The sequence below is a fragment of the Anaerococcus murdochii genome, from assembly GCF_019957155.1.
GTDB classification, from domain to species: domain Bacteria; phylum Bacillota; class Clostridia; order Tissierellales; family Peptoniphilaceae; genus Anaerococcus; species Anaerococcus murdochii.
In genome coordinates this window covers 356,626-377,084 of record NZ_JAIPME010000002.1, presented here as the reverse complement: position 1 = coordinate 377,084, position 20,459 = coordinate 356,626, and the positions used below count along the sequence as shown (strand labels likewise).

Annotated in this window: 16 protein-coding genes and 4 pseudogenes; 15 read left to right on the top strand and 5 right to left on the bottom strand. The window is 32.2% G+C overall.

Annotation, left to right across the window (positions count from 1 at the left end):
- Positions 1 to 78: 78 nt before the first annotated feature.
- The 7 genes and pseudogenes from mobC to K8P03_RS02065 all read left to right on the top strand — a co-directional run.
- Positions 79 to 252: pseudogene (gene mobC, locus K8P03_RS02085) on the top strand (plasmid mobilization relaxosome protein MobC); the annotation flags it as partial.
- A gap of 28 nt (positions 253 to 280) precedes the next feature.
- Positions 281 to 391 (top strand): annotated as a pseudogene (locus tag K8P03_RS02080) (relaxase); the annotation flags it as partial.
- A 78-nt stretch (positions 392 to 469) separates the two neighbouring features.
- Positions 470 to 598 (top strand): LDCC motif putative metal-binding protein, encoded by a 129-nt coding sequence (locus K8P03_RS11190; protein ID WP_008901864.1) that lies wholly within the window; start codon positions 470 to 472, stop codon positions 596 to 598.
- 92 nt (positions 599 to 690) lie between these two features.
- Entirely contained in the window at positions 691 to 834 is a 144-nt protein-coding gene (locus tag K8P03_RS02075) for a hypothetical protein (RefSeq protein ID WP_165803532.1), read from the top strand.
- Positions 835 to 1,118: 284 nt separating this feature from the next.
- Positions 1,119 to 1,214, top strand: a pseudogene (locus K8P03_RS11290) (relaxase); the annotation flags it as partial.
- A 115-nt stretch (positions 1,215 to 1,329) separates the two neighbouring features.
- Positions 1,330 to 1,779: a CopY/TcrY family copper transport repressor gene (locus K8P03_RS02070; RefSeq protein ID WP_223417956.1), complete on the top strand. Its 450-nt coding sequence runs from the start codon at positions 1,330 to 1,332 to the stop codon at positions 1,777 to 1,779.
- Between the two features lie 19 nt (positions 1,780 to 1,798).
- Entirely contained in the window at positions 1,799 to 3,919 is a 2,121-nt protein-coding gene (locus tag K8P03_RS02065) for a heavy metal translocating P-type ATPase (RefSeq protein ID WP_223417954.1), read from the top strand.
- Between the two features lie 288 nt (positions 3,920 to 4,207).
- On the opposite strand, the pseudogene K8P03_RS02060 reads toward K8P03_RS02065, so the two are convergent.
- The 4 genes and pseudogenes from K8P03_RS02060 to K8P03_RS02045 form a co-directional block, all read right to left on the bottom strand.
- Positions 4,208 to 4,447, bottom strand: a pseudogene (locus K8P03_RS02060) (DNA-binding protein); the annotation flags it as partial.
- Between the two features lie 800 nt (positions 4,448 to 5,247).
- On the bottom strand, positions 5,248 to 5,850 hold the full coding sequence (locus K8P03_RS02055; protein ID WP_209773206.1) for a PH domain-containing protein: 603 nt from the start codon (positions 5,848 to 5,850) through the stop codon (positions 5,248 to 5,250).
- 202 nt (positions 5,851 to 6,052) lie between these two features.
- Positions 6,053 to 6,397: a hypothetical protein gene (locus K8P03_RS02050; RefSeq protein ID WP_223417953.1), complete on the bottom strand. Its 345-nt coding sequence runs from the start codon at positions 6,395 to 6,397 to the stop codon at positions 6,053 to 6,055.
- Positions 6,398 to 6,577: 180 nt separating this feature from the next.
- Complete coding sequence (locus K8P03_RS02045) at positions 6,578 to 8,503, bottom strand: sensor histidine kinase (RefSeq protein ID WP_223417952.1); 1,926 nt, start codon at positions 8,501 to 8,503, stop codon at positions 6,578 to 6,580.
- A gap of 285 nt (positions 8,504 to 8,788) precedes the next feature.
- On the opposite strand from K8P03_RS02045, the gene kdpF reads away from it, so the two are divergent.
- The 8 genes from kdpF to K8P03_RS02005 all read left to right on the top strand — a co-directional run bounded on the left by kdpF (position 8,789) and on the right by K8P03_RS02005 (position 17,928).
- On the top strand, positions 8,789 to 8,866 hold the full coding sequence (gene kdpF, locus K8P03_RS11285) for a K(+)-transporting ATPase subunit F (protein ID WP_099321785.1): 78 nt from the start codon (positions 8,789 to 8,791) through the stop codon (positions 8,864 to 8,866).
- Positions 8,867 to 8,887: 21 nt separating this feature from the next.
- On the top strand, positions 8,888 to 9,205 hold the full coding sequence (locus tag K8P03_RS02035; RefSeq protein WP_223417951.1) for a hypothetical protein: 318 nt from the start codon (positions 8,888 to 8,890) through the stop codon (positions 9,203 to 9,205).
- Between the two features lie 25 nt (positions 9,206 to 9,230).
- Complete coding sequence (locus K8P03_RS02030; RefSeq protein WP_010248327.1) at positions 9,231 to 10,973, top strand: potassium-transporting ATPase subunit KdpA; 1,743 nt, start codon at positions 9,231 to 9,233, stop codon at positions 10,971 to 10,973.
- Between the two features lie 8 nt (positions 10,974 to 10,981).
- A complete protein-coding gene (gene kdpB, locus K8P03_RS02025; protein ID WP_223417950.1) occupies positions 10,982 to 13,036 on the top strand; it encodes a potassium-transporting ATPase subunit KdpB in 2,055 nt (684 codons plus the stop codon).
- A gap of 18 nt (positions 13,037 to 13,054) precedes the next feature.
- Positions 13,055 to 13,660 (top strand): potassium-transporting ATPase subunit KdpC, encoded by a 606-nt coding sequence (gene kdpC, locus K8P03_RS02020; protein WP_223417949.1) that lies wholly within the window; start codon positions 13,055 to 13,057, stop codon positions 13,658 to 13,660.
- A gap of 85 nt (positions 13,661 to 13,745) precedes the next feature.
- Positions 13,746 to 14,480 (top strand): response regulator transcription factor, encoded by a 735-nt coding sequence (locus K8P03_RS02015; protein WP_223417948.1) that lies wholly within the window; start codon positions 13,746 to 13,748, stop codon positions 14,478 to 14,480.
- Positions 14,467 to 16,392 (top strand): DUF4118 domain-containing protein, encoded by a 1,926-nt coding sequence (locus tag K8P03_RS02010; RefSeq protein ID WP_223417947.1) that lies wholly within the window; start codon positions 14,467 to 14,469, stop codon positions 16,390 to 16,392. Before K8P03_RS02015 ends, K8P03_RS02010 begins: the two co-directional genes overlap by 14 nt.
- A gap of 267 nt (positions 16,393 to 16,659) precedes the next feature.
- Positions 16,660 to 17,928: an ISL3 family transposase gene (locus K8P03_RS02005; protein WP_223417946.1), complete on the top strand. Its 1,269-nt coding sequence runs from the start codon at positions 16,660 to 16,662 to the stop codon at positions 17,926 to 17,928.
- A gap of 1,573 nt (positions 17,929 to 19,501) precedes the next feature.
- Here K8P03_RS02005 and K8P03_RS02000 read toward each other — a convergent pair.
- Entirely contained in the window at positions 19,502 to 20,011 is a 510-nt protein-coding gene (locus tag K8P03_RS02000) for a sigma-70 family RNA polymerase sigma factor (RefSeq protein WP_223417945.1), read from the bottom strand.
- Positions 20,012 to 20,459: the final 448 nt, after the last annotated feature.

Here is a 20,459-nt window from a genome sequence, read left to right as displayed (position 1 = left end):
CATTTGGATAAAAAATTAGACCGTAGTTTCAAGCTACGGTCTTTTTGCGTACATATTATGAGGATTAATTTATTTTGACATCTCAAATGGTTACTTTCAAATTCAACAAATAATATAAATCAGATTGCAAAAGCTACTAATACAACTGGTGTTATTTACAAAAATGAAATTGAATCAATGAATAAAGAAATAGAAAAATTATCAAAAGAAATATGGCAGATCCATTCCCTACTTCTTAATAAATCAAAATAAAGTTCTGGTGATTAGTATGGTAATTACAAAAAAGAATACCCTTATGCAAGAGTATTCTCTGAATAAAGAACAATTTTCTGACCTTGTTCAGTATAGGAAAAACTATAAAAATTATTATGGGAAGGAAGTGGAGAGATAAAAAATTGAAAAAATAATTTTTTTCTGGTATAAACATTATTGTAGAAAATTTACAAATAATTACCCGAGGAGGTAAAATATGAAAATCTTTGAATCAATAAAAAATAGATGGAAAAAATTCTTGAAAAATCTAGCAGAAGAAAATAAAAAATCTTTTGGAAATGAAAGATTAGATTGTTGTTCAATGAACAAAAGAGAATATAAATAAAGAAAAAAATGACCATGGCGGAGACTGTGTAAAATTTTGTGTATAGAAACCTCCTGATTAGGGTAAGTAAAAACTAATCAGGAGGAATTTTTATGCCCAAAAAAGACCAGAAACAAAAAGAAGCAAAAATGTTAATTGAAGAATATCAGCCTCAAAGCGCACAAGATATTCAAGAAGCTCTAAAAGACCTTCTAGGCGATACAATGGAAGAACTTTTAAAAGCAGAATTAGATTAGCATTTACACTATGAATATGGAGAAAAACCACTATCATTAAATACAAGAAATGGTACTAGTAAAAAAACAGTTAGATCATCATATGGACATATAGAATACGAGGCTGGGATCAAATCTTATCCAAATTATCAACCCTTACCCTTATATCAGGATTTAGGTTGATACACAAAATTATTTACAGACCCGCAAAAACGGCTATGAGCATTAAACTCATGGCCTTTCTACTTGCCACCTAAAAGACTCTCTAAATCAGTTTTCTAAAATCCCTAATTTAATGAGCCTTTATGCAAGAGTATTCTTTAAATAAAGAACAATTTTCTGACCTTGTTCAATATAGGAAAAACTATGAAAATTATTATGGGATAGAAGTGGAGAGATAAAAAGCTATAAGCGTTGCTTACATTTATTAAAAAGACTTGACATAATTCGTTTACAATGGTAAACTTACTTTGAGGATATTTGTTCACATCTGTAGACAACTAGGAGGAAAGGAGAATGAGCACAATAGAATTTAATACTTATATCACAGATGCAGAATGGGAAGTCATGCGTGTAGTTTGGGCAAATGATCGAGTAACCAGTAAAGAGGTCATTTCCGTATTGCAAGAAAAAATGGACTGGACACAATCAACTATCAAAACGATCTTAGGTCGATTAGTTGGAAAAGGCGTACTAAATACAGAGCAAGAAGGTAGAAAGTTTATTTACACTGCCAATATTGAAGAGAAAGAAGCCGTAAGGGATTATGCAGAAGATATTTTTAATCGTATTTGCAATAAGAAAGTCGGAAATGTAATAGGAAGCATTATTGAAGATCATGTTTTAAGCTTCGATGATATAGATCGACTAGAAAAAATATTAGAGATGAAAAAATCTTTCGCAGTAGAAGAAGTGGATTGCAATTGTCCAGAAGGACAATGCGAATGTCATTTACATCATCATTAAGCATAAGGAGGAATTTAAAATGAACAATAACAACAAACATTTATCCCACAGTCACCATAATCATGGCGACATGGATCATTCAAAACATGAGCACGTAAGCACGGAAGAACATGGAGACCATAAGGATGAACATCAAGAACATCATGCTGGGCATGATCACAGCGGGCACAATGGGCATGATCACAGCGGACACAGTGGGCATGACCACCATCATCACGGTAACTTTAAGGAACTTTTCTTAAAATCATTGCCACTAGGAATCATTATTATGCTCTTATCCCCTATGGCTGGGTTTGACCTACCATTCCAGTTTACTTTTCCATATTCTGATATTGTAGTAGCTATTTTATCTACTATATTAATTATTTATGGTGGACGTCCATTCTATCAAGGGGCAGTTGACGAATTTAAACAAAAAGAACCTGGAATGATGGCTCTCGTTTCTTTAGGTTTAAGTGTTTCATATTTATATAGTATTTATACTGTAATAGCAAGCTACGTAACAGGTGAACAAATTATGGACTTTTTCTTTGAATTTGCTTCATTACTATTAATCATGTTATTAGGTCACTGGATTGAGATGAAAGCTATTGGAGAAGCAGGAGACGCACAAGCAGAATTGGCTAAGCTAGTGCCGAAAGATGCTCACGTTGTATTAGAAGACGATTCAATTGAAACACGACCAGTTGCTGACTTAAAGGTAGGTGATTTAATTCGAGTTCAAGCTGGAGAAAATGTGCCAGCAGACGGAACTATCGAGCGTGGCGAATCACGTGTAAATGAAGCTCTTTTGACTGGAGAATCAAAAGCAGTTAAAAAAGGTCCTGGCGACGAAGTGATCGGAGGCTCAACAAATGGAGAAGGGGTTCTTTATATTAAAGTGAATGAGACAGGTGATCAATCCTTCATCTCTCAAGTTCAGAATTTAATCAGCCAAGCTCAAAGTCAGCCTTCCAGAGCAGAAAATATTGCGCAAAAGGTTGCAGGGTGGCTCTTCTATATTGCGGTCATTGTCGCACTAATAGCTTTTGTAGTATGGACGCTTATAGCGGACATCCCAACGGCAGTAAAATTTGCTATCACAACATTAGTTATAGCTTGTCCTCACGCTTTGGGTCTAGCTATTCCATTGGTCACCGCTCGTAGCACAAGCTTAGGGGCAAGTCGTGGCTTACTAGTAAAAGACCGAGAATCTTTAGAAATAGCTCAAGATGCAGATGTGATGATTTTAGATAAGACAGGTACTTTAACAACAGGTGAGTTTAAAGTATTAGATGTTGAACTTTTTAATGAAAAATATACAAAAGAAGAAATCATTTCACTATTGGCAGGTATTGAAGGAGGGTCTAGTCACCCTATTGCTCAATCAATTATAAGCTTCGCCGACCAAGAAGGTATAAGTCCAGTATCCTTTGATTCTATTGATGTAATTTCCGGTGCTGGCGTAGAAGGTAAAGCCAACGGGCACCAATACCAATTAATCAGTCAAAAAGCATACGGACGTAATCTGGATATGGATATTCCAAAAGGAGCAACTCTCAGTGTCTTAGTAGAAAACGATGATGCTATTGGTGCTGTAGCTTTGGGGGATGAATTAAAAGCAACCAGTAAAGAGTTAATTAAAGTTCTTAAAAAGAACAATATTCAACCAATTATGGCAACAGGTGATAATGAAAAAGCAGCTCAAGGTGCGGCAGAAGATTTAGAGATTGAATATAGATCAAATCAATCTCCACAAGACAAATATGAGTTAGTAAAAACACTTAAAGATCGTGGAAAGAAAGTTATCATGGTAGGTGACGGTGTCAATGATGCCCCTTCTCTTGCCTTAGCAGACGTTGGTATAGCTATAGGCGCTGGAACCCAAGTGGCATTGGATTCAGCTGATGTCATATTGACTCAATCCGATCCAGGAGATATTGAATCATTCATTGAATTAGCACACAAAACAACTCGTAAAATGAAACAAAACCTCTTTTGGGGAGCCGGTTATAACTTTATAGCTATCCCTTTAGCTGCAGGAATTTTGGCTCCTATTGGTATCACATTAAGCCCTGCATTAGGAGCAATCCTAATGTCTGTGTCAACAGTCATCGTCGCCATTAATGCTATTTTATTAAGATTAGATCCGAAAAAATGACAATTAACAGATCGAATAATTGAAACTCCTTAAAGTATCAAGATACAATAGTTTTACAGGAGAAAAAGAGATGTAAGTACTGGCTATTTGTAAAATAGTGTTGGTAGAAGTAGACGATTTTTCTACCAACACGATTTTTAATTTATTATAGAACTGATTTCTTTTAAAATCCTAAAAGCCACCTATTTCGACAGTTTAATAACTTGTTATTCTATTTTCTTGACAATAATACCACCGTCTCCACATGTGTCGTATCCTGAAATAGCTTTAAAATATTTTTCTGTATCACTACTTAAATTTGTCCTCTGCCTTAAAGCTATTTATTTGCCCTAATATGGACTTTTTATCCTTGCCTTGACTCCTTACTTGTTCTTTTGCTTTTAATATCTTAGAAGACAGAATACGAACATTTTTATGTTCTTTCCCGTTATTATCAATATTTGTTTTTACTTTTCCAAATATTTTAACAAAATCTCCTTGCTTTAGGTTCTGTAGATATTTTGTCTTATATCCATAGGCTGGATAATTACCAAGTAATATATTTAGATTTAAACCCACAAAGCAAAAAGTAAAAATGAAGTAAATTCGAAGTGAGATTAATTTGAAAACTGGATAAACAAGATTAACAGATATTATATTAAAACAATCTTTCTCCGGTACTGGGACTGGGACGGGACTAAAAATCTGAAAACGTCCTATAATTAGGTGGATTTAGTTATATTAGAAAAAATAGAACTTAGAATTTTGAATGGTTTGGGATATATCGGACGTTTGGAAAAGAAGAATGGGAATAAATTTGTGGTAAAAATGGCGAACTAGACTCGTTTCAAAAAGCCCTCGTTGCGGCGTACTAAGGTACGCCTCACTGCGGGCTTTTTTGTACTTCGTCTATTTCATCCATTTTTCCTCACAAATTAACCTGAAAAATTAAAAACTTTGTAAAATCAACAGTTACAGAAGATCAAAAACTGTAACTGGGATTAAAATGGGAACATTTGTAAAAAAGAATAAACTGAATAATAGTTCCAAGTGGTTTACATGAGGACAAAAAATTAGACCGTAGCTTCATGCTGCGGTCTTTTAATGTCAAAATACAATTTAGAATTCAAACTAAAAATAGTAAAAGAATATTTAGAAGGTAACATAGGATATGCATCACCTGTCAACTCTTTCTTATAACTTATTATTTATTCTTATTTATTAAAAATTAAGGCAAAGAAGGCTCTATTAAAATAAAATATTACAGAAATTTCCCTCATTAATCAGAAGTCACCGATAAAAATTCTGACATGAAAATTTTCTCAGTGACATTTTTGTTGCATTTTAAGTTATCTTTTATATTTTGTGTTGTAGCCTTCATTCTCTTTTGGTCTATAGGCGTTTGGATAGGCTTGATCTGTTGCAACATCGAGAGATACTTTTTTAAGAAGTTTGTAGACATCGTAGGGATCTTTTATGGAAATAAATTTATCTGCGTCAGTCTTAAAGCTGTAAGATGAATTACCACCTTCGCCATTATAAACTAGGATAATTGTGCCAAGTCCCTTGATGTTTTCCATAAAATTTACATCTACTTTCAAATTTGTAAGCTCTCTGTGCTCATAATTATTTACATCTCTTCCAAAAATGCCTTGGCTGATGTAAACTCTCTTATCTGTAATTGCATATTCAATTGTTCCATAATTTAAAACCCTATAGATGGGCATTAAAATTGCAAACCAAACAGGAAAAAGATGAATTATAAAGAAAATTATAAAAAATCCATTCATAAAGCTAAATTCTCTAAAAAAAATAGATATAAAAAAGAAGTCAAAAATCCCCCAAATTAATGCAATTAAATAAATGCTTGGCTTGCCTACAATATAAAGAAAAGCATTGGGCTTTCCTCGCCACAATATATTTTCATTGTCGTCAATAATTTTTTCAATCATAATTTCCTCCATTGCTTTCTCTATATTAAGATAAAGTATTCTTGTCTAGTATTTTATCACAAATATATTTGTGATAAAATATTTGAATGGCTGAATCTCCACTCATATCTATAGATTTTTCTTTACATTCTTTTGAATTAAAATTTTAAAAATCTATAAAAATTTAGTAACATAATTTTTGCTAATACCAAGCAACTATACATTAATCTTTGTAATTATTAGTTTCAAGAAATTCTTCAAGTTTAGATAGAGCTTTTTCTGCATATACATAACCACCATAATCTTTATCAGGATTACAAATGTACAATTCTTCAGTATACGGCTCTTTGCCATTTTCAACTCGCATCTTATTAATACTATACCTCGTGTCATTAAGTTCTGATCCAATTATTTCTCTATAGAAATCCTTTTCCGAGCTTTCTTTAAGGAAAACTTTTCTTTCTTTTGAATCTGCGACGATTACACCCAGAAATTCAGTTTTCCCTTCCGGGTAATACTCATAAACAACTTCCTCATTTGAAAATGAAATCTTCTTTAAAATAACCATTGCATACCTCTTTTTATATTATAATCAAAACTACCAGCTGAGCTGGTAGTTTTGATTTGCCCATTTATATATTGATTATGAAATGATCTTAATACTTTATTATTTGTTCATTAGTTCGGACATAAAAATACCCCCATAATATAGCAAAGTATTCAATAGAAAAATTATGAAGTTATAATATTAATTTTTATTAAGGTTTATATAGCAAGACTTATTTTCCAATGAATCAATTGCCAGAGCGATCTCGTTTAGCATGGCTATAAGCAGAGATTTATCATTTACTGACAATTGACTACCGATACTTTTATCTGACATATCTATGCCGACAACGCCATAGACTGCACTATTTTTTCTAATGGCAAAATATAAGCCATTAGCATTAGTTAGAGTATTTGTGCCTGCACCAGCACTATCATTATTTAAAAATACCCATTTTGCTACAGTTTTCTCGGAGTCTTGCAAATATATTTCTTTCATATTTGCGACGTTTTTTGGGTTATAAATTATTGGCGACAAAAGTGAGCTTTTGAAAACAGGATAAAATATTATTACCTTGTTTAGGAGCTTATGTAGTTGATAGCAGGTTTCATACATTACTTCATCATAGTTTTTGCTTAGCTGCAATCTCTGGCTTGTTTGAAGCAGAACCTCTAAGCTGTGTGACTGCTGAGTTGTTAGTATATTTTCCTTTTTTAGTCTATTTTGCATTAGGCTAATGAAAAAAGAAACTATGATCATTATTATAAATATCATCAGATACTCTTTTGAGTAAATCCTCAAAGAATAATAGGGTGGTATAAATATAAAATCTATAATAAATATATTTAGCAAGAGAGCAAGAATATTGTATATAGGGTGTTTTGTTGTGTATCCAACTATGCAGGATGATAGAGTATAAAGCAAAACTATGTTAGTTGTATTAAAATCAAAAATAAATAAGGCATAAGATAGTACAGTTGTAGCTAACAGTATGAGCAAAGTTACTATCAGATCTTCTCTATCGAAATGCACAAATTCATCTAGCCTTATATTTTTTTTCTTATACTCACTGTTAGCATCAGGGATTATGAATATATCAAGATTTGGAGCATCCTTAGTAATCTCATCAATTATAGTTGTTTTATTTAAAAATGATATTTTCTGTGAGGATCTTCCCAAGACAAGCTTTGATACTCCACTAAGTTTTGCATATTGGCTAATTTGAAATGATATATCATCACCATAAGAAGAAACGATATTAGCTTTTAGATGTTTAGCCAAGTCTATATTTTTTTGTAAGTTATTTTTTTCTGTATTAGAAAAATTTTTGCTTTCAGATGTTTCTACATATAGGGCACTAAACTCTGCATGGAAAGAGTTAGCCATCCTATAAGCAGTTCTGATTACTTTTTGGTTAGTGGGTGATGGGCCAAGACACACTAGTATATGTTCTTTTAAAAATGGTTTATTTTTTTCGTCAGTATATAAATTTATTTTATCAGCATATCTTCTTAAAGCTATTTCCCTAAGCGAGATAAGATTATCTATAGTAAAAAAATTATCTAGGGCTTTTTTAGACTGGGAATAATTATATATTTTTCCTTCCTTTAATCTTTCAATTAATTGTTCTACTTCAATATCTATTATTTTTATATGGTCAGCATTATCAAAAACATAATCAGGTATACGTTCATTGACTTTTATATTAGTAATTGATTCTACTATATCATGAAGGCTCTCCAGGTGTTGGACATTTAATGTTGTGTATACATCAATGCCTGCTCTAAGTAATTCCTCTACATCTTGGTATCTTTTTTTATGTCTACTGCCTGGTGCATTGGTATGGGCAAGCTCATCTACTAATATGATGTCAGGTTTTCTATCTAGGGACTTATCTATATCCAGTTCATTAAAAATATGATCTTTATAGTTTATTTTTTTATAGTCTATTATATCTAGACCATTCATTAATGCTAGAGTATCTTTTCTATCATGAAGTTCTACATAACCAACAACCACATCTATGCCTTCTAGGTACTTTTCGTGGGCAACTTCTAGCATATTGTATGTCTTGCCGACACCTGCACAGTATCCGAAGAAGATTGTCAATTCACCTTTTTTTTCCATAAAATTATCCTTATTTATTTATTTCTGATTTTATTTTACTATATATATTAAAAAAAAGGCAAAATCAGTGAATTTTAATACAATTTTAATGTCTATGGTGTATATTTTAAAACTATTTTAAGGTAAAAGTTGGTATATTACACATATAGTTAGAGAATAGGAGGAATGATTAATGTTAGACCTTATTATGATAGCTATAATTATCATTTCATTTTTAATATTAAAATTATTTGTCCATTGGATAGATAAAAAAATTACAAGTAATTAATTATTGTGGAGGTTTATATGTTACTATTATTAATTGTTATTTTAGGGGTTTTATGCTATTTGTTTTATGCACTGATTAACCCTGAGAAATTTTAAATATAGTTTTGGGAGATAAGTATGAAGGAAATTATGAATTTAACTAAATGTGATTTTAATAATTGTTTGAATGATTTTTGTTCCTTAATAAAATTAAAAATTGATTTGGGAAACCTTGACGAATGTTTAGAATTGGTAAAAGATAAAATGAAAGAATATCCACATAGTCCAGTTCCTCACAATTTGTTAGGTATTTTGATGGAAATAAGAGGAAACCATGAATTGGCTATGAAACACTTCAGGGCTGCTTGGGCATTAGACCCTTGCTATGAACCTGCTAGTAAAAATTTGGGAAATTTAGCAATATATGGCACAAATAAAAAATATATATTTTCGTAAGAAAATTGTGTAAGTAGGAGAGATTATGTTACAAATATTATTAACATTACTAATATTCTTAGTCATTATATTTCCATGTGGAAATTACTTATATAAAATGACTAACAATAAAAAAACATTCGCTGATCCTTTATTTGATAAAGTGGATTCAGGAATTTTTAAAATTTTAAAGATTGAAAAAAGTGATATGGACTGGAAAGAATATGCATTGTCATTGATTCTTTTAAATGCGTGTTTGGTTCTACTTTCATATCTAGTTCTTAGAATTCAATCTATAGGGATATTTAATCCAAATAAAATAGGCTCTATGGAGGAAACTTTAGCTTTTAATACAATTATTTCTTTTATGACTAATACTAACTTGCAACACTATGCTGGTGAATCAGGCTTGTCATATTTTTCTCAAATGTTTGTGATTATTATGATGATGTTCACTTCAGCAGCTAGTGGATATGCAGCTTGCGTAGCAATGATAAGAGGAATACTTGGAGAGAAGATGGGAAACTTCTTTGTGGATTTTATAAAAATCATAACAAGATTTTTATTACCAGCATCTATTATTGTTGGATTATTATTGGTGTCTCAAGGAGTTATCCAAAACTTTAATTCTAATATTTTAATTAAAACTATTGAGGGCAAAAACCAAGAACTTGGTGCTGGTCCTGTAGCTGCTTTGGAGGCAATTAAACATTTGGGTACTAATGGTGGAGGATTTTTCGGAGCCAACTCATCAACTCCTTTTGAAAACCCTAATATTATTTCAAATATTATAGAATTAATTTCTATGATGTTATTGCCAGGATCATGTGTTTTCATTTTTGGAAAGATGGCACATGATAAGTTTATTAAAAAATCAGCAAGTGAAAATGAACAAATACCAGAGCACACAGATAAAGCTATGGCTAAGAAAGTTTGGCTGGGCAAAGAAGGCCAGTCAATATTTATTGCCATGTCCATATTATTTGTAATAGGCTTGGGTATTTGCTATCATAATGAGCTTAATGGTGTAAACGGGGCAAGTCTTTCTGGAATATCTCACAATATGGGAAATATGGAAGGAAAAGAGATGCGTTTTGGTATTGCCCAATCTTCATTATTTACAACAGTTACAACGTCATTTACTACTGGAACTGTTAACAATATGCATGATACACTTACACCTTTGGGTGGCCTAGTTCCTTTGCTTCACATGATGTTAAATGTTGTATTTGGTGGAGCAGGTGTAGGACTTATGAATATGTTAATCTATGCTATCTTAGCAGTATTTATATGCGGTCTTATGATTGGTAAGACACCGGAATATCTAGGTAAAAAAATTGAAGGTAATGAGATGAAACTTGCAGCTTTATCAATTATCATTCACCCACTTTTGATTCTAGGTTTTTCTGCACTAGCAGTTAGTATAAATCCTGGACTTGAGGGTATTACTAATCCAGGATTCCACGGACTAAGTCAAATACTATACGAATATTCTTCATCAGCAGCGAATAATGGCTCTGGTTTTGAAGGTTTGGCTGACAATACAATCTTTTGGAATATAACTTGTGGATTAGTAATGTTTTTTGGAAGATATTTAGCTATTATTATCCAGCTAGCAATAGCAGGAAATCTTTCTAAAAAAATAGATATCAATGAAACTGCTGGAACACTAAAAACTAATAACTTAACTTTTTCAATTATTTTAGTAATAATTGTTTATATATTTGCAGCACTAACATTTTTGCCAGTACTAGCTTTAGGACCAATAGCAGAATGGTTGGTACTATAGGAGGAAATATGGTTAATAAGAAAACAAAATTTGTAAGTAAAGATATAATGAAGACTTCTATTAAAGGGGCATTCTTAAAATTAAATCCTAAGTATATGATAAAAAACCCTGTAATGTTTGTAGTAGAAATTGGATTTATAATTTGTCTATTACTTGCTTTTTTCCCAAATTTGATAAATGATGGAAGCGACAATGCAAGTAAATACAATATGCTTGTTTCCATTATTTTGTTTATAACTTTACTATTTGCAAATTTCGCCGAATCCGTAGCTGAAGGTAGGGGAAAGGCACAAGCAGAGACATTGAAAAAAACAAAAAAGGATACTAAGGCTAGAAAAATTTTAGATGATGGAAAAGAAATTGAAATCTCTAGTAATGACCTAAAAAAAGGAGACATAGTTTTAGTAAAAGTAGGCGAAATAATCCCTAATGACGGTGAAATAATTGAAGGTATAGCAAGTATTGATGAATCTGCAATCACTGGTGAATCTGCACCAGTAACTAAAGAAAGTGGAGGAGATTTTTCTTCAGTGACGGGAGGTACACTTATTGTATCAGACTGGATTAAAGTTCGTATAAGCTCAGATCCTGGTGAATCATTTTTGGATAAGATGATATCTCTTGTAGAAGGAGCCTCTAGACAAAAAACACCAAATGAGATTGCTCTAAATACCTTGTTGGTTTCCTTAACTATTATATTTTTGATAGTTATCATAACCCTATATCCAATAGCTAACTATTCTAATGTAAAAATTTCAGTTTCTACATTAATAGCTTTAATGGTTTGCCTAATCCCTACTACAATTGGTGCATTACTTAGCGCAATCGGTATAGCTGGTATGGATAGGGTTACTAGATTCAATGTCATAGCAATGTCAGGCAAGGCTGTAGAAGCTTGTGGTGATGTTGATACAATGATTCTAGACAAAACAGGAACAATAACCTTTGGAAATAGGTTAGCTAGTGATTTTATAAATGTCGATGGAATCGACAAATCAGATTTAATAGAATATGCCATGATATCATCACTAAAAGATGACACCCCTGAAGGTAAATCTACAGTCGAACTTGCAAAAAAATTGGGTTCTAAAGTTAATCCAGCAGATTACGAAGATGCGTCTTTTGTAGAATTTACTGCAGCAAGTAAGATGAGTGGGATCGATTTAAAAAACGGTGTCATGATACGCAAGGGATCTGGGGAAGCGATAATAAAGTTTATTACTGAAAGAGGTGGAGATGTACCAAGCGACCTACAAGCAAAAGTAGAAAGTATTTCAAAATTAGGGGGTACTCCACTAGTCGTTTGTGTAGATAATGTAATTTATGGAATTATCTATTTGAAAGATACGGTTAAGCCAGGACTTAGACAAAGGTTTGAAAGACTTAGAAAAATAGGGATAAAGACCATAATGTGTACTGGAGATAACCCTCTTACTGCTGCTACAATTGCTGCAGAAGCTGGTGTTGACGGCTATATAGCAGAATGTAAACCTGAGGATAAGATAGAAGCCATAAAGAAAGAACAAACCCTAGGTAAAATTGTAGCCATGACAGGAGATGGAACCAACGATGCTCCAGCCTTGGCTCAAGCTGATGTTGGTATTGCTATGAACAGTGGTACAAGTTCAGCAAAAGAAGCAGCAAACATGGTTGATTTGGATTCAGATCCAACCAAAATATTGGAAGTTATAGAGATTGGTAAACAGCTACTTATAACAAGAGGTTCTTTGACAACATTTTCCATTGCTAATGATATTGCCAAATATTTTGCTATAATACCAGCTATATTTACTCTTGCTATACCTCAAATGAAAGTATTGAACATTATGGGATTGAATAGTCCATCAAGTGCTATTATTTCAGCACTAATATTTAATGCAATTATTATTCCTTGTCTAATTCCTTTGGCAATGAAAGGTGTTAAATATGAACCGATGTCAGCTTCAAAAATGTTAGGAAAGAATATGTTGATTTACGGACTTGGTGGTGTAATTTGTCCTTTTATTGGTATAAAACTAATAGATATATTAGTATTTCCTTTACTTGGAATGTTAGGAATTTAAGGAGTTTAAGGAGTTATAATGAGAACTATTAAAAAATATAAACAAGTTTTTTTTGTTACAATATTTGCATTTATAGTCTGTGGTATTATATATCCACTTTTAATGACGGTACTTGCACAAATTATCTTTCCAAAACAAGCTAATGGAAGTTTAATAAAGATGGGAGATGAAGTAGTTGGCTCAGAATTAATAGGTCAAGATTTTACTGATCCAAAATTATTTCATTCGAGACCATCAGCTGTTAACTACAATGTCTATGAAGATGGAGACAAGTATGATGGATTAGCTTCTGGTAGTAAAAACTTAGCAGTAAGTAACCCTAACCTAAAGAAAAGAATTAACGAAGAAATAGATAAGTTTATTAAAGAAAATCCTGCGGTATCAAAAGAAGATATCCCTGAAGACATCATAAGCCAATCAGGCTCAGGTCTCGATCCACACATTTCTGTCAAAGCAGCTCAATTACAAGTTGATAGAGTAGCAAAAAATACAAATCTCTCCAAAGAAAACTTAGAACAACTGATAAAACAAAATACTAGTGAAAAAGCTTTGGGAATCTTTGGTGAACAAACTGTAAATGTATTGAAACTAAACATAGACTTAGTAAGTGAAATGAAAAAATAATATTGTAATATAAGGCCTCAGGTAATCATAACTTGAGGCTTAGAATGATTTGACCAATATTTTGCTATAAAGAAGGTAAGTATATATGAATGAAAATATAAAAATATTAATTGTAGAAGATGACAGAGCTGTGAGAAACTTGATATCAACAACATTGCAGATAAATGATTATGAATATGACCTAGCGATTGATGGTAAAAATGCTCTACAGCTAATGACTTCAAATAAATATGACATAGTTTTTATTGACTTGGGATTGCCTGACATTGATGGAATAGAAATAATAAAAAAATTCAGAGATTTTTCGACTACTCCAGTTATAGTAATTAGCGCTAGGACCAATGATGAAGATAAAATAGAAGCCTTGGACGCAGGGGCAGATGATTTTTTGACCAAGCCATTTAATGTTGATGAACTTCTTGCAAGAGTTAGGTCAACCTTAAGAAGAATAAACTATGTTGAAAATAATAGTGTTGAAGACAAAATTTCATTTGAAAATGGAGATATAAGAATAGATTATCCTTCGAGAAGCGTATTTATTAAAGGTGAAGAAATACATTTAATGCCAATAGAATATAGTTTATTATGTTTATTAGCAGAAAATGTTGGCAAGGTTCTCACACATCAGTACATCCTAAAAAACATTTGGGTCAATTACCTAGCATCTGATCTCTCTTCTTTGAGAGTGTATATGACCTCTCTTAGAAAAAAGATAGAAAAATTAACTGACGATAAGTATATCCAAACTCATGTTGGAGTTGGCTACAAGATGATTAGAATCAATAAATCAGGGGAAGATGAAATAAATGGATTTAATTGATAGAGATTTGATATTAGTATGTATATCTGAATCCCAATCTAATAGTAAGGTAATAAAAGAAGCCAATGAGATAGCTCAAAATGAAAAAGCTAAACTAATTGCTCTATATGTATCTGATAGAGATAAGTTTCAGGAAAAAAAGGACAATGACTACCTACAAGACAATTTAAGTCTAGCGGAAAACATGGGGGCTATGGTTGAGATTATATATGATGACGATATAGCAAGCCAAATAGTAAACTTTGCAAAACTATATAAAGTAAAAAAAATTGTAATAGGAAAAAAACGAAATGATTTTAAGCTATTATCTTTAAATACCAGCATATATGATCAAGTGGTAAAAAAATCTGACAGAATAGATATTTACGCTGTTCCAATAAATGATAAGGTCAAAACTTATGGATTTAAAGAAAACAAAAATATATCAAAAGATTTGTTAATTGCTTTTATAATATTAGCAATCAGCACTCTAATAGGTTATATATTTTATGATTTTGGCTACAGTGATGCAAATATAATAATGATCTATATACTAGGTGTATTTTTTATTGCCCTTGTAACTTATGATGAATTAGTGAGTTTTATTTCATCTGTAATATGCGTATTAGCCTTTAATTATTGTTTTACTAAGCCAACTTTAAGTTTATCAGTATCTAATCCTGAATATATTATTACTTTTTTAGTCTTATTAATAGTATCATTTTTGACAAGTAAGCTAGCAAGCCAGATAAGAAAAAATGCAAAGAACTCATCAAATATGACATATATAACAAAGCTTTTGTTAGAAACAAATCAACTTTTACAGACTAAAATATCCAAACACGAAATCATAGAAACAGGCTGTAATCAATTATCAAACCTACTAAATAGAAATATAGTTTATTACGATATAGTAGATGGGGAAATTCAGGATCCACTAATTTTCAAGGATGATTTTAGGGATGCTGATAAAGAATTTCTCAAAGAATTAGAAATAGTAAAGTGGGTATTTGCCAAAAACAAAAGTGCAGGTGCTGGCACAGAATATTTGCCAGATGCCAAGTACTTATATTATGCAATCAGATTTAATACAAGTGTGTATGGGGTTATAGGTATACATTTGGGTAAAGATAGGCTAGATTCCGTAGAAAATAAAATTTTACTAGCAATCCTTGGAGATATGTCTTTGGCTTTAGAGAAAGAAAAAATTTTAAAAGATAAAAACGAAGCTAATTTGAGAATAAAAGATGAGCAATTGAAAACAAATCTTTTAAGATCAATCTCCCATGACTTAAGAACGCCCCTAACAACTATTTATGGAAATTCTCATATACTACTTAATAATTCGGAAAACTTAACAGAAACAATGAAATTAGGGCTATATAGAGATATTTATGATGATTCACAGTGGCTACTGAATCTTATAGAAAATTTACTTTCAGTAACTAGAGTTGAAGAAGGTAAAAGCAAACTAAAAATAGAGCCACAAATGGTTGAAGAAGTCATAGAAGAGGCCCTAAAGCATGTAAGCAGAGATAAAAAAAATCACAATATAACTGTTGATATAGATGATGACTACCTAATGGCTGATATGGATGTGAGGTTAATAATACAAGTCATCATAAACCTTGTAGATAATGCTATAAAATATACTTTTGAAGGGTCAAGTATCAATATAAGAGCCTACCAAGATGCAAACAAAGTCATAATCCAAGTGGCAGATAATGGAAAAGGAATTGAAGATACCGATAAGAAAAGAATATTCCAAAAATTCTATTCGGCTAATAACAAAATCATCGATAGCAAGAGGAGTATAGGTCTAGGCTTATATCTTTGTAGAATTATAGTTAAGGCCCATGGTGGCGAAATAAGTGTAACGGATAATATACCAAGTGGATCTGTATTTACTATGGATTTGAAAGCTAGTCAATAAACGATAAACTATGTTTTATACTTTGTACAAATATAAAAGAATTATAATATGATACAATTAAAAAGAGCTACCAAATTAAATAAGGTGACCCGGATCTGTAAACAATTTTGTGTATCAACCTTAATCCTGAAAAAAGGTTCTATAATAAATCGTGTTGGTAGAAGTAGATGAAACTTCTGTCAGCACGATTTTTTTGTAAAAAAAGAAGACATATTTAATCATTTACCCTATAATTAAATCAGCTACAAATTAAAAAGGAGATTAAATATGTCTAACAATTATTTTATTACAAATTTACTGAATATCAAAGATAAGAACCTTAATTTTTCTAATGGAATATATCACAAAGTTATTAAAGGTGTAACATATACAGTTTTAACAGCTAAATTAGAATATTCTGAACAAGTTTGTCCTAATTGTGGCTCTAACCATAATCTAATTAAGTATGGATTTAAATCATCTATTGTAAGGTGCTCTAGGGCAGGTGAACATCCTGTTTTAATTGATTTGAAGAAGCAGAAGATGTACTGCAAGGATTGCAATAAGTATTTTTTACTTGAGTCTAAGATAGTTGATAAACATTGTAATATTTATAATCAAGTAAAAAAACACATATTTACTGATTTAACTAAGAAGATTTCAATTAAAGATATTGCCAGAGATAACAACATTTCCACTACTAGTGTTGCTAGATTTTTAGTTAGATTTGATAATTATTTTAATGCAGATTTTAGAACACTTCCTAAACATCTATGTTTTGATGAGTTTAAATCAACCAAAGATGCTAAAGGTGCTATGAGTTTTATTTATTGTGATGCTGATAATAATAAGATAGTTGATATTGTTGAGAATAGACAACTGCCTTTTCTAAAAAGATATTTTTCTTCTTTTCCTAAATATGTTAGAAATCAAGTTGAGATTATTTGTATTGATACGTATAGTCCCTATATTTCTTTAATTAAGGAGTTATTTGTAAATGCTAAGATTATTATTGAAAGATTCCATATTGTTGGTCTTTTTTCTAGATCTTTTAATCAGATTAGAGTTGATACTATGAAGACTTTTTCTACTTATTCTTCAGATTACAAGAAGCTTAAGAAATATTGGAAGCTATTTCTAAAACCTTATAGGTTGCTTAGTTCGACAGTCCTTTCTAAGAAAATACATTTCCCTGGTAGGTATATTTCTCAGTTAGATGTTGTTAATGAAAGTATTTCAATTGATAAAGTTTTAGAAGACTCTTATACCTGCTATCTGATTATTAGGCAAGATATTGAAAATCGAGATTTTGAGTCTTTTAAAAAGCATTTGATTTATTTTAGGGATAGGGTTGGTTTTAGGATGCAGGTATCGATTGATACTTGCCTTGAATATATTGATTATCTTAAGAATTCATTTAATTTTGAGTACTCTAATGGTGCTGTTGAGGGTATAAACAATTATATTAAGGTTTTAAAGAGAGTGGCGTTTGGTTACAGGAATTTTGCGAATTTTAGAACTAGAATACTTATTTCAAGGAATTTATTTGCTAGTTAAAAATCGGGGATAGAAATTTCTATCCCCGATAAAGAATGTAGTTGATTTTTAATTACCAACACGATTTGACAAAGAGCCAAAAAACTGACCTCTTTAAGTTGGTTTTTAAGTCAAGCTTTTGTGCTCATTTCACTGCGCCGGTGGTTTTTATTATTAGCTAGATGTATTTTGGCGTTTATATAGAATCTTTATAAATATTATTAGTTTTTGTCCGGTACTGGGATTGGGACGGGACTAAAAATTTGAAAATGTCCTATAATTAGGTGGATTTAGTGGTACTACATAAAATAGAATATAGTATTTTGAATGGTTTGATAATTAGTGTACGTTTGGAAAAGAAGAATGGGAGTAATTTGTGGTAAAAATGGGTAAATCGGCTCGTTTCGAATAAACCTCGTTGCGGCGTACTTTGGTACGCCTCACTCCGGTTTCTTCTGTACTTCGCCGATTTCCCACATTTTTCCTCACAAATTACCTCGGGATTTTAGAAAGACTGATCAAAACATCAGTCTTTTTCTGATTCGCTAATGGGAATAGTCCCACCATTCAAGGGTGACCGATGCTTTAGCATCGGTCATTTTCGAGACCACTCAGCTACGGCACCAGGCCTACCATCTATTTTCGTCGAAAATAGGGTTAGGACTTCGCGTGGTGGGTCTTCCAAAAGCCAGACGGGCTTGCCCTAAGCTCAGTCGAGATGAGGAGGTGGAGCCCCGAGACCAACTCAAACCCATGCCCTCGTCTCGAATGGGAGGCAAGCCCGTCGGCTCGGTGAGACTGATACCTACTATAATGGTAGTTCAAATTTTGCTAACAAAATTTGAACGATTTATGCTATTTCTCGAACACCAAAGGTATGAAGAAAAAATAGGATAAAACCTTATGTAATTTTGAGCTAGCCCGTCCGGCTAGGTGAGGACAGGACGCGACGAAAAGGAGCGTTCGGAATAAAAAGATTACCTTCCAACTACGTATGAGCTCTACTCATACATTCGGGGGACGTTTATAAAACGACTACTCCATCCTAAAATTAACGAGAATTCCTTACCATAATAATTATACAAAAACGGCAAGAGGCTTCTCCAGCCTCCTAGAGCCGACGGGCTAGTTATCGGTCGAAGCGAGGGGGACGGTGCCGTCGCTAATGGTCTGGCTACAGTGAGTTAAGCGAGTTGATGGCAGTCCTTAGCCTAGAATTTGCGAGATGAATTCAGCGCCGTCCCGACAGAAAAGTCCGAAGGACTTTGACGAGGGATCTTACAAATAAAAGACCAGTATGAACGGAGAGACCAACTCAAAGCTAGCTCTACTCATACATTCGGGAGACGTTTATAAAACAACTACTCCATACTAAAATTAATACGACACCATTTCCATAATAATTATACAAAAAAAGCAAGAGATCTCTCCGGTCTCCTATAGCCAGACGGGCTTGCTCTTCGCTACGCTCACTTAGTCGAGACGAGGGGGTTGGCTGCTAGAGATTACTTGACTTAGTTTACATCGATTGCAATCGAGAGAAGGAATCCTATAAATCATGGACCAGATCAATCTAAGCAAGCAAAATATTTCCCTACTCCACTTCCATCATCTCCTTAAGGTCTTTTAGGGCCAGAGAATGCCTATTTCTAATTGTCTTGGCGGAGAGATTCATTATTTCTCCTATTTTTTTATCCGACAGATTTTCCCAGTATTTTAGCTTTATTATCAAAATATCTTTATCATCAAGGCGTTTTATCTTTGCGTAAAGATCCTTATATTTTTCCTTTGTAAAAAAATCATCCTCAATATCATCATCGCACACAAGGTCGTCTTTAAGACTTGCCCCATTGCCGCTTTCTATATCAAGGGAAATTGGAAAGGGCTTTTTTGACTTATCCCAAAAATAGTAATTAAGCATGTTCTTTAGGTAATTTCCAAAAGACCCCTTACTCTCATCATAATCGAGGATGGCCTCCATCAAGACCATCTTTGCCTCATCAATCGCCTCCATCCTATCAAATTTATTAAATCTTCTAATAGTAGCATAAATCAGTGGCATATAATCATCCATTATCCTAACAGCATTATTTATATTAATCATTCTTATTCCTCATTTCTAAAATTATTCATCTCGAGATTAGGTCCATAATAATACAAAACAAGGTAAATGTTTAATCAGATAAAGGCACCCTAAATGCGATAAAATCAATTAAAAGACCTTTATAATTATAAAAAAATCATTAAAAAGCTTTAAAGTAAAAAAAATGAAGATTATTAAAACTAGATAGATATAGATTTTTTAATAAATATTTATTCAGATTTCGCTTTGTTTATGCATGAAATCCATAATTAATACATAATTAATCACTGTCAAGGAAAAAATCCCTTGGAAAGTCATATTAATTTTAGTTTTATTGAGAAAGACAAGTTTGAAAAACTAATTAAATTGAAAAAATGACTCTTAGATGTATGATGGATATAAGACTTTAGTTAATAATGGGGGTATTGTCCCTATATATTAGGAAAAAGTAGAAAGAGAGGTATTAATT

Excerpts from the sequence above, each read along its gene's own strand:
- K8P03_RS02005 (WP_223417946.1), top strand. The coding sequence starts at position 16,660 with ATGTCTAACAATTATTTTATTACAAATTTACTGAATATCAAAGATAAG.
- kdpB (WP_223417950.1), top strand. The coding sequence starts at position 10,982 with ATGGTTAATAAGAAAACAAAATTTGTAAGTAAAGATATAATGAAGACT.
- kdpF (WP_099321785.1), top strand. The coding sequence starts at position 8,789 with ATGTTACTATTATTAATTGTTATTTTAGGGGTTTTATGCTATTTGTTT.
- K8P03_RS02070 (WP_223417956.1), top strand. The coding sequence starts at position 1,330 with ATGAGCACAATAGAATTTAATACTTATATCACAGATGCAGAATGGGAA.
- kdpC (WP_223417949.1), top strand. The coding sequence starts at position 13,055 with ATGAGAACTATTAAAAAATATAAACAAGTTTTTTTTGTTACAATATTT.
- K8P03_RS11190 (WP_008901864.1), top strand. The coding sequence starts at position 470 with ATGAAAATCTTTGAATCAATAAAAAATAGATGGAAAAAATTCTTGAAA.
- K8P03_RS02055 (WP_209773206.1), bottom strand. The coding sequence starts at position 5,850 with ATGATTGAAAAAATTATTGACGACAATGAAAATATATTGTGGCGAGGA.
- K8P03_RS02010 (WP_223417947.1), top strand. The coding sequence starts at position 14,467 with ATGGATTTAATTGATAGAGATTTGATATTAGTATGTATATCTGAATCC.
- K8P03_RS02030 (WP_010248327.1), top strand. The coding sequence starts at position 9,231 with ATGTTACAAATATTATTAACATTACTAATATTCTTAGTCATTATATTT.
- K8P03_RS02065 (WP_223417954.1), top strand. The coding sequence starts at position 1,799 with ATGAACAATAACAACAAACATTTATCCCACAGTCACCATAATCATGGC.
- K8P03_RS02045 (WP_223417952.1), bottom strand. The coding sequence starts at position 8,503 with ATGGAAAAAAAAGGTGAATTGACAATCTTCTTCGGATACTGTGCAGGT.
- K8P03_RS02050 (WP_223417953.1), bottom strand. The coding sequence starts at position 6,397 with ATGGTTATTTTAAAGAAGATTTCATTTTCAAATGAGGAAGTTGTTTAT.
- K8P03_RS02035 (WP_223417951.1), top strand. The coding sequence starts at position 8,888 with ATGAAGGAAATTATGAATTTAACTAAATGTGATTTTAATAATTGTTTG.
- K8P03_RS02000 (WP_223417945.1), bottom strand. The coding sequence starts at position 20,011 with ATGATTAATATAAATAATGCTGTTAGGATAATGGATGATTATATGCCA.
- K8P03_RS02015 (WP_223417948.1), top strand. The coding sequence starts at position 13,746 with ATGAATGAAAATATAAAAATATTAATTGTAGAAGATGACAGAGCTGTG.
- K8P03_RS02075 (WP_165803532.1), top strand. The coding sequence starts at position 691 with ATGCCCAAAAAAGACCAGAAACAAAAAGAAGCAAAAATGTTAATTGAA.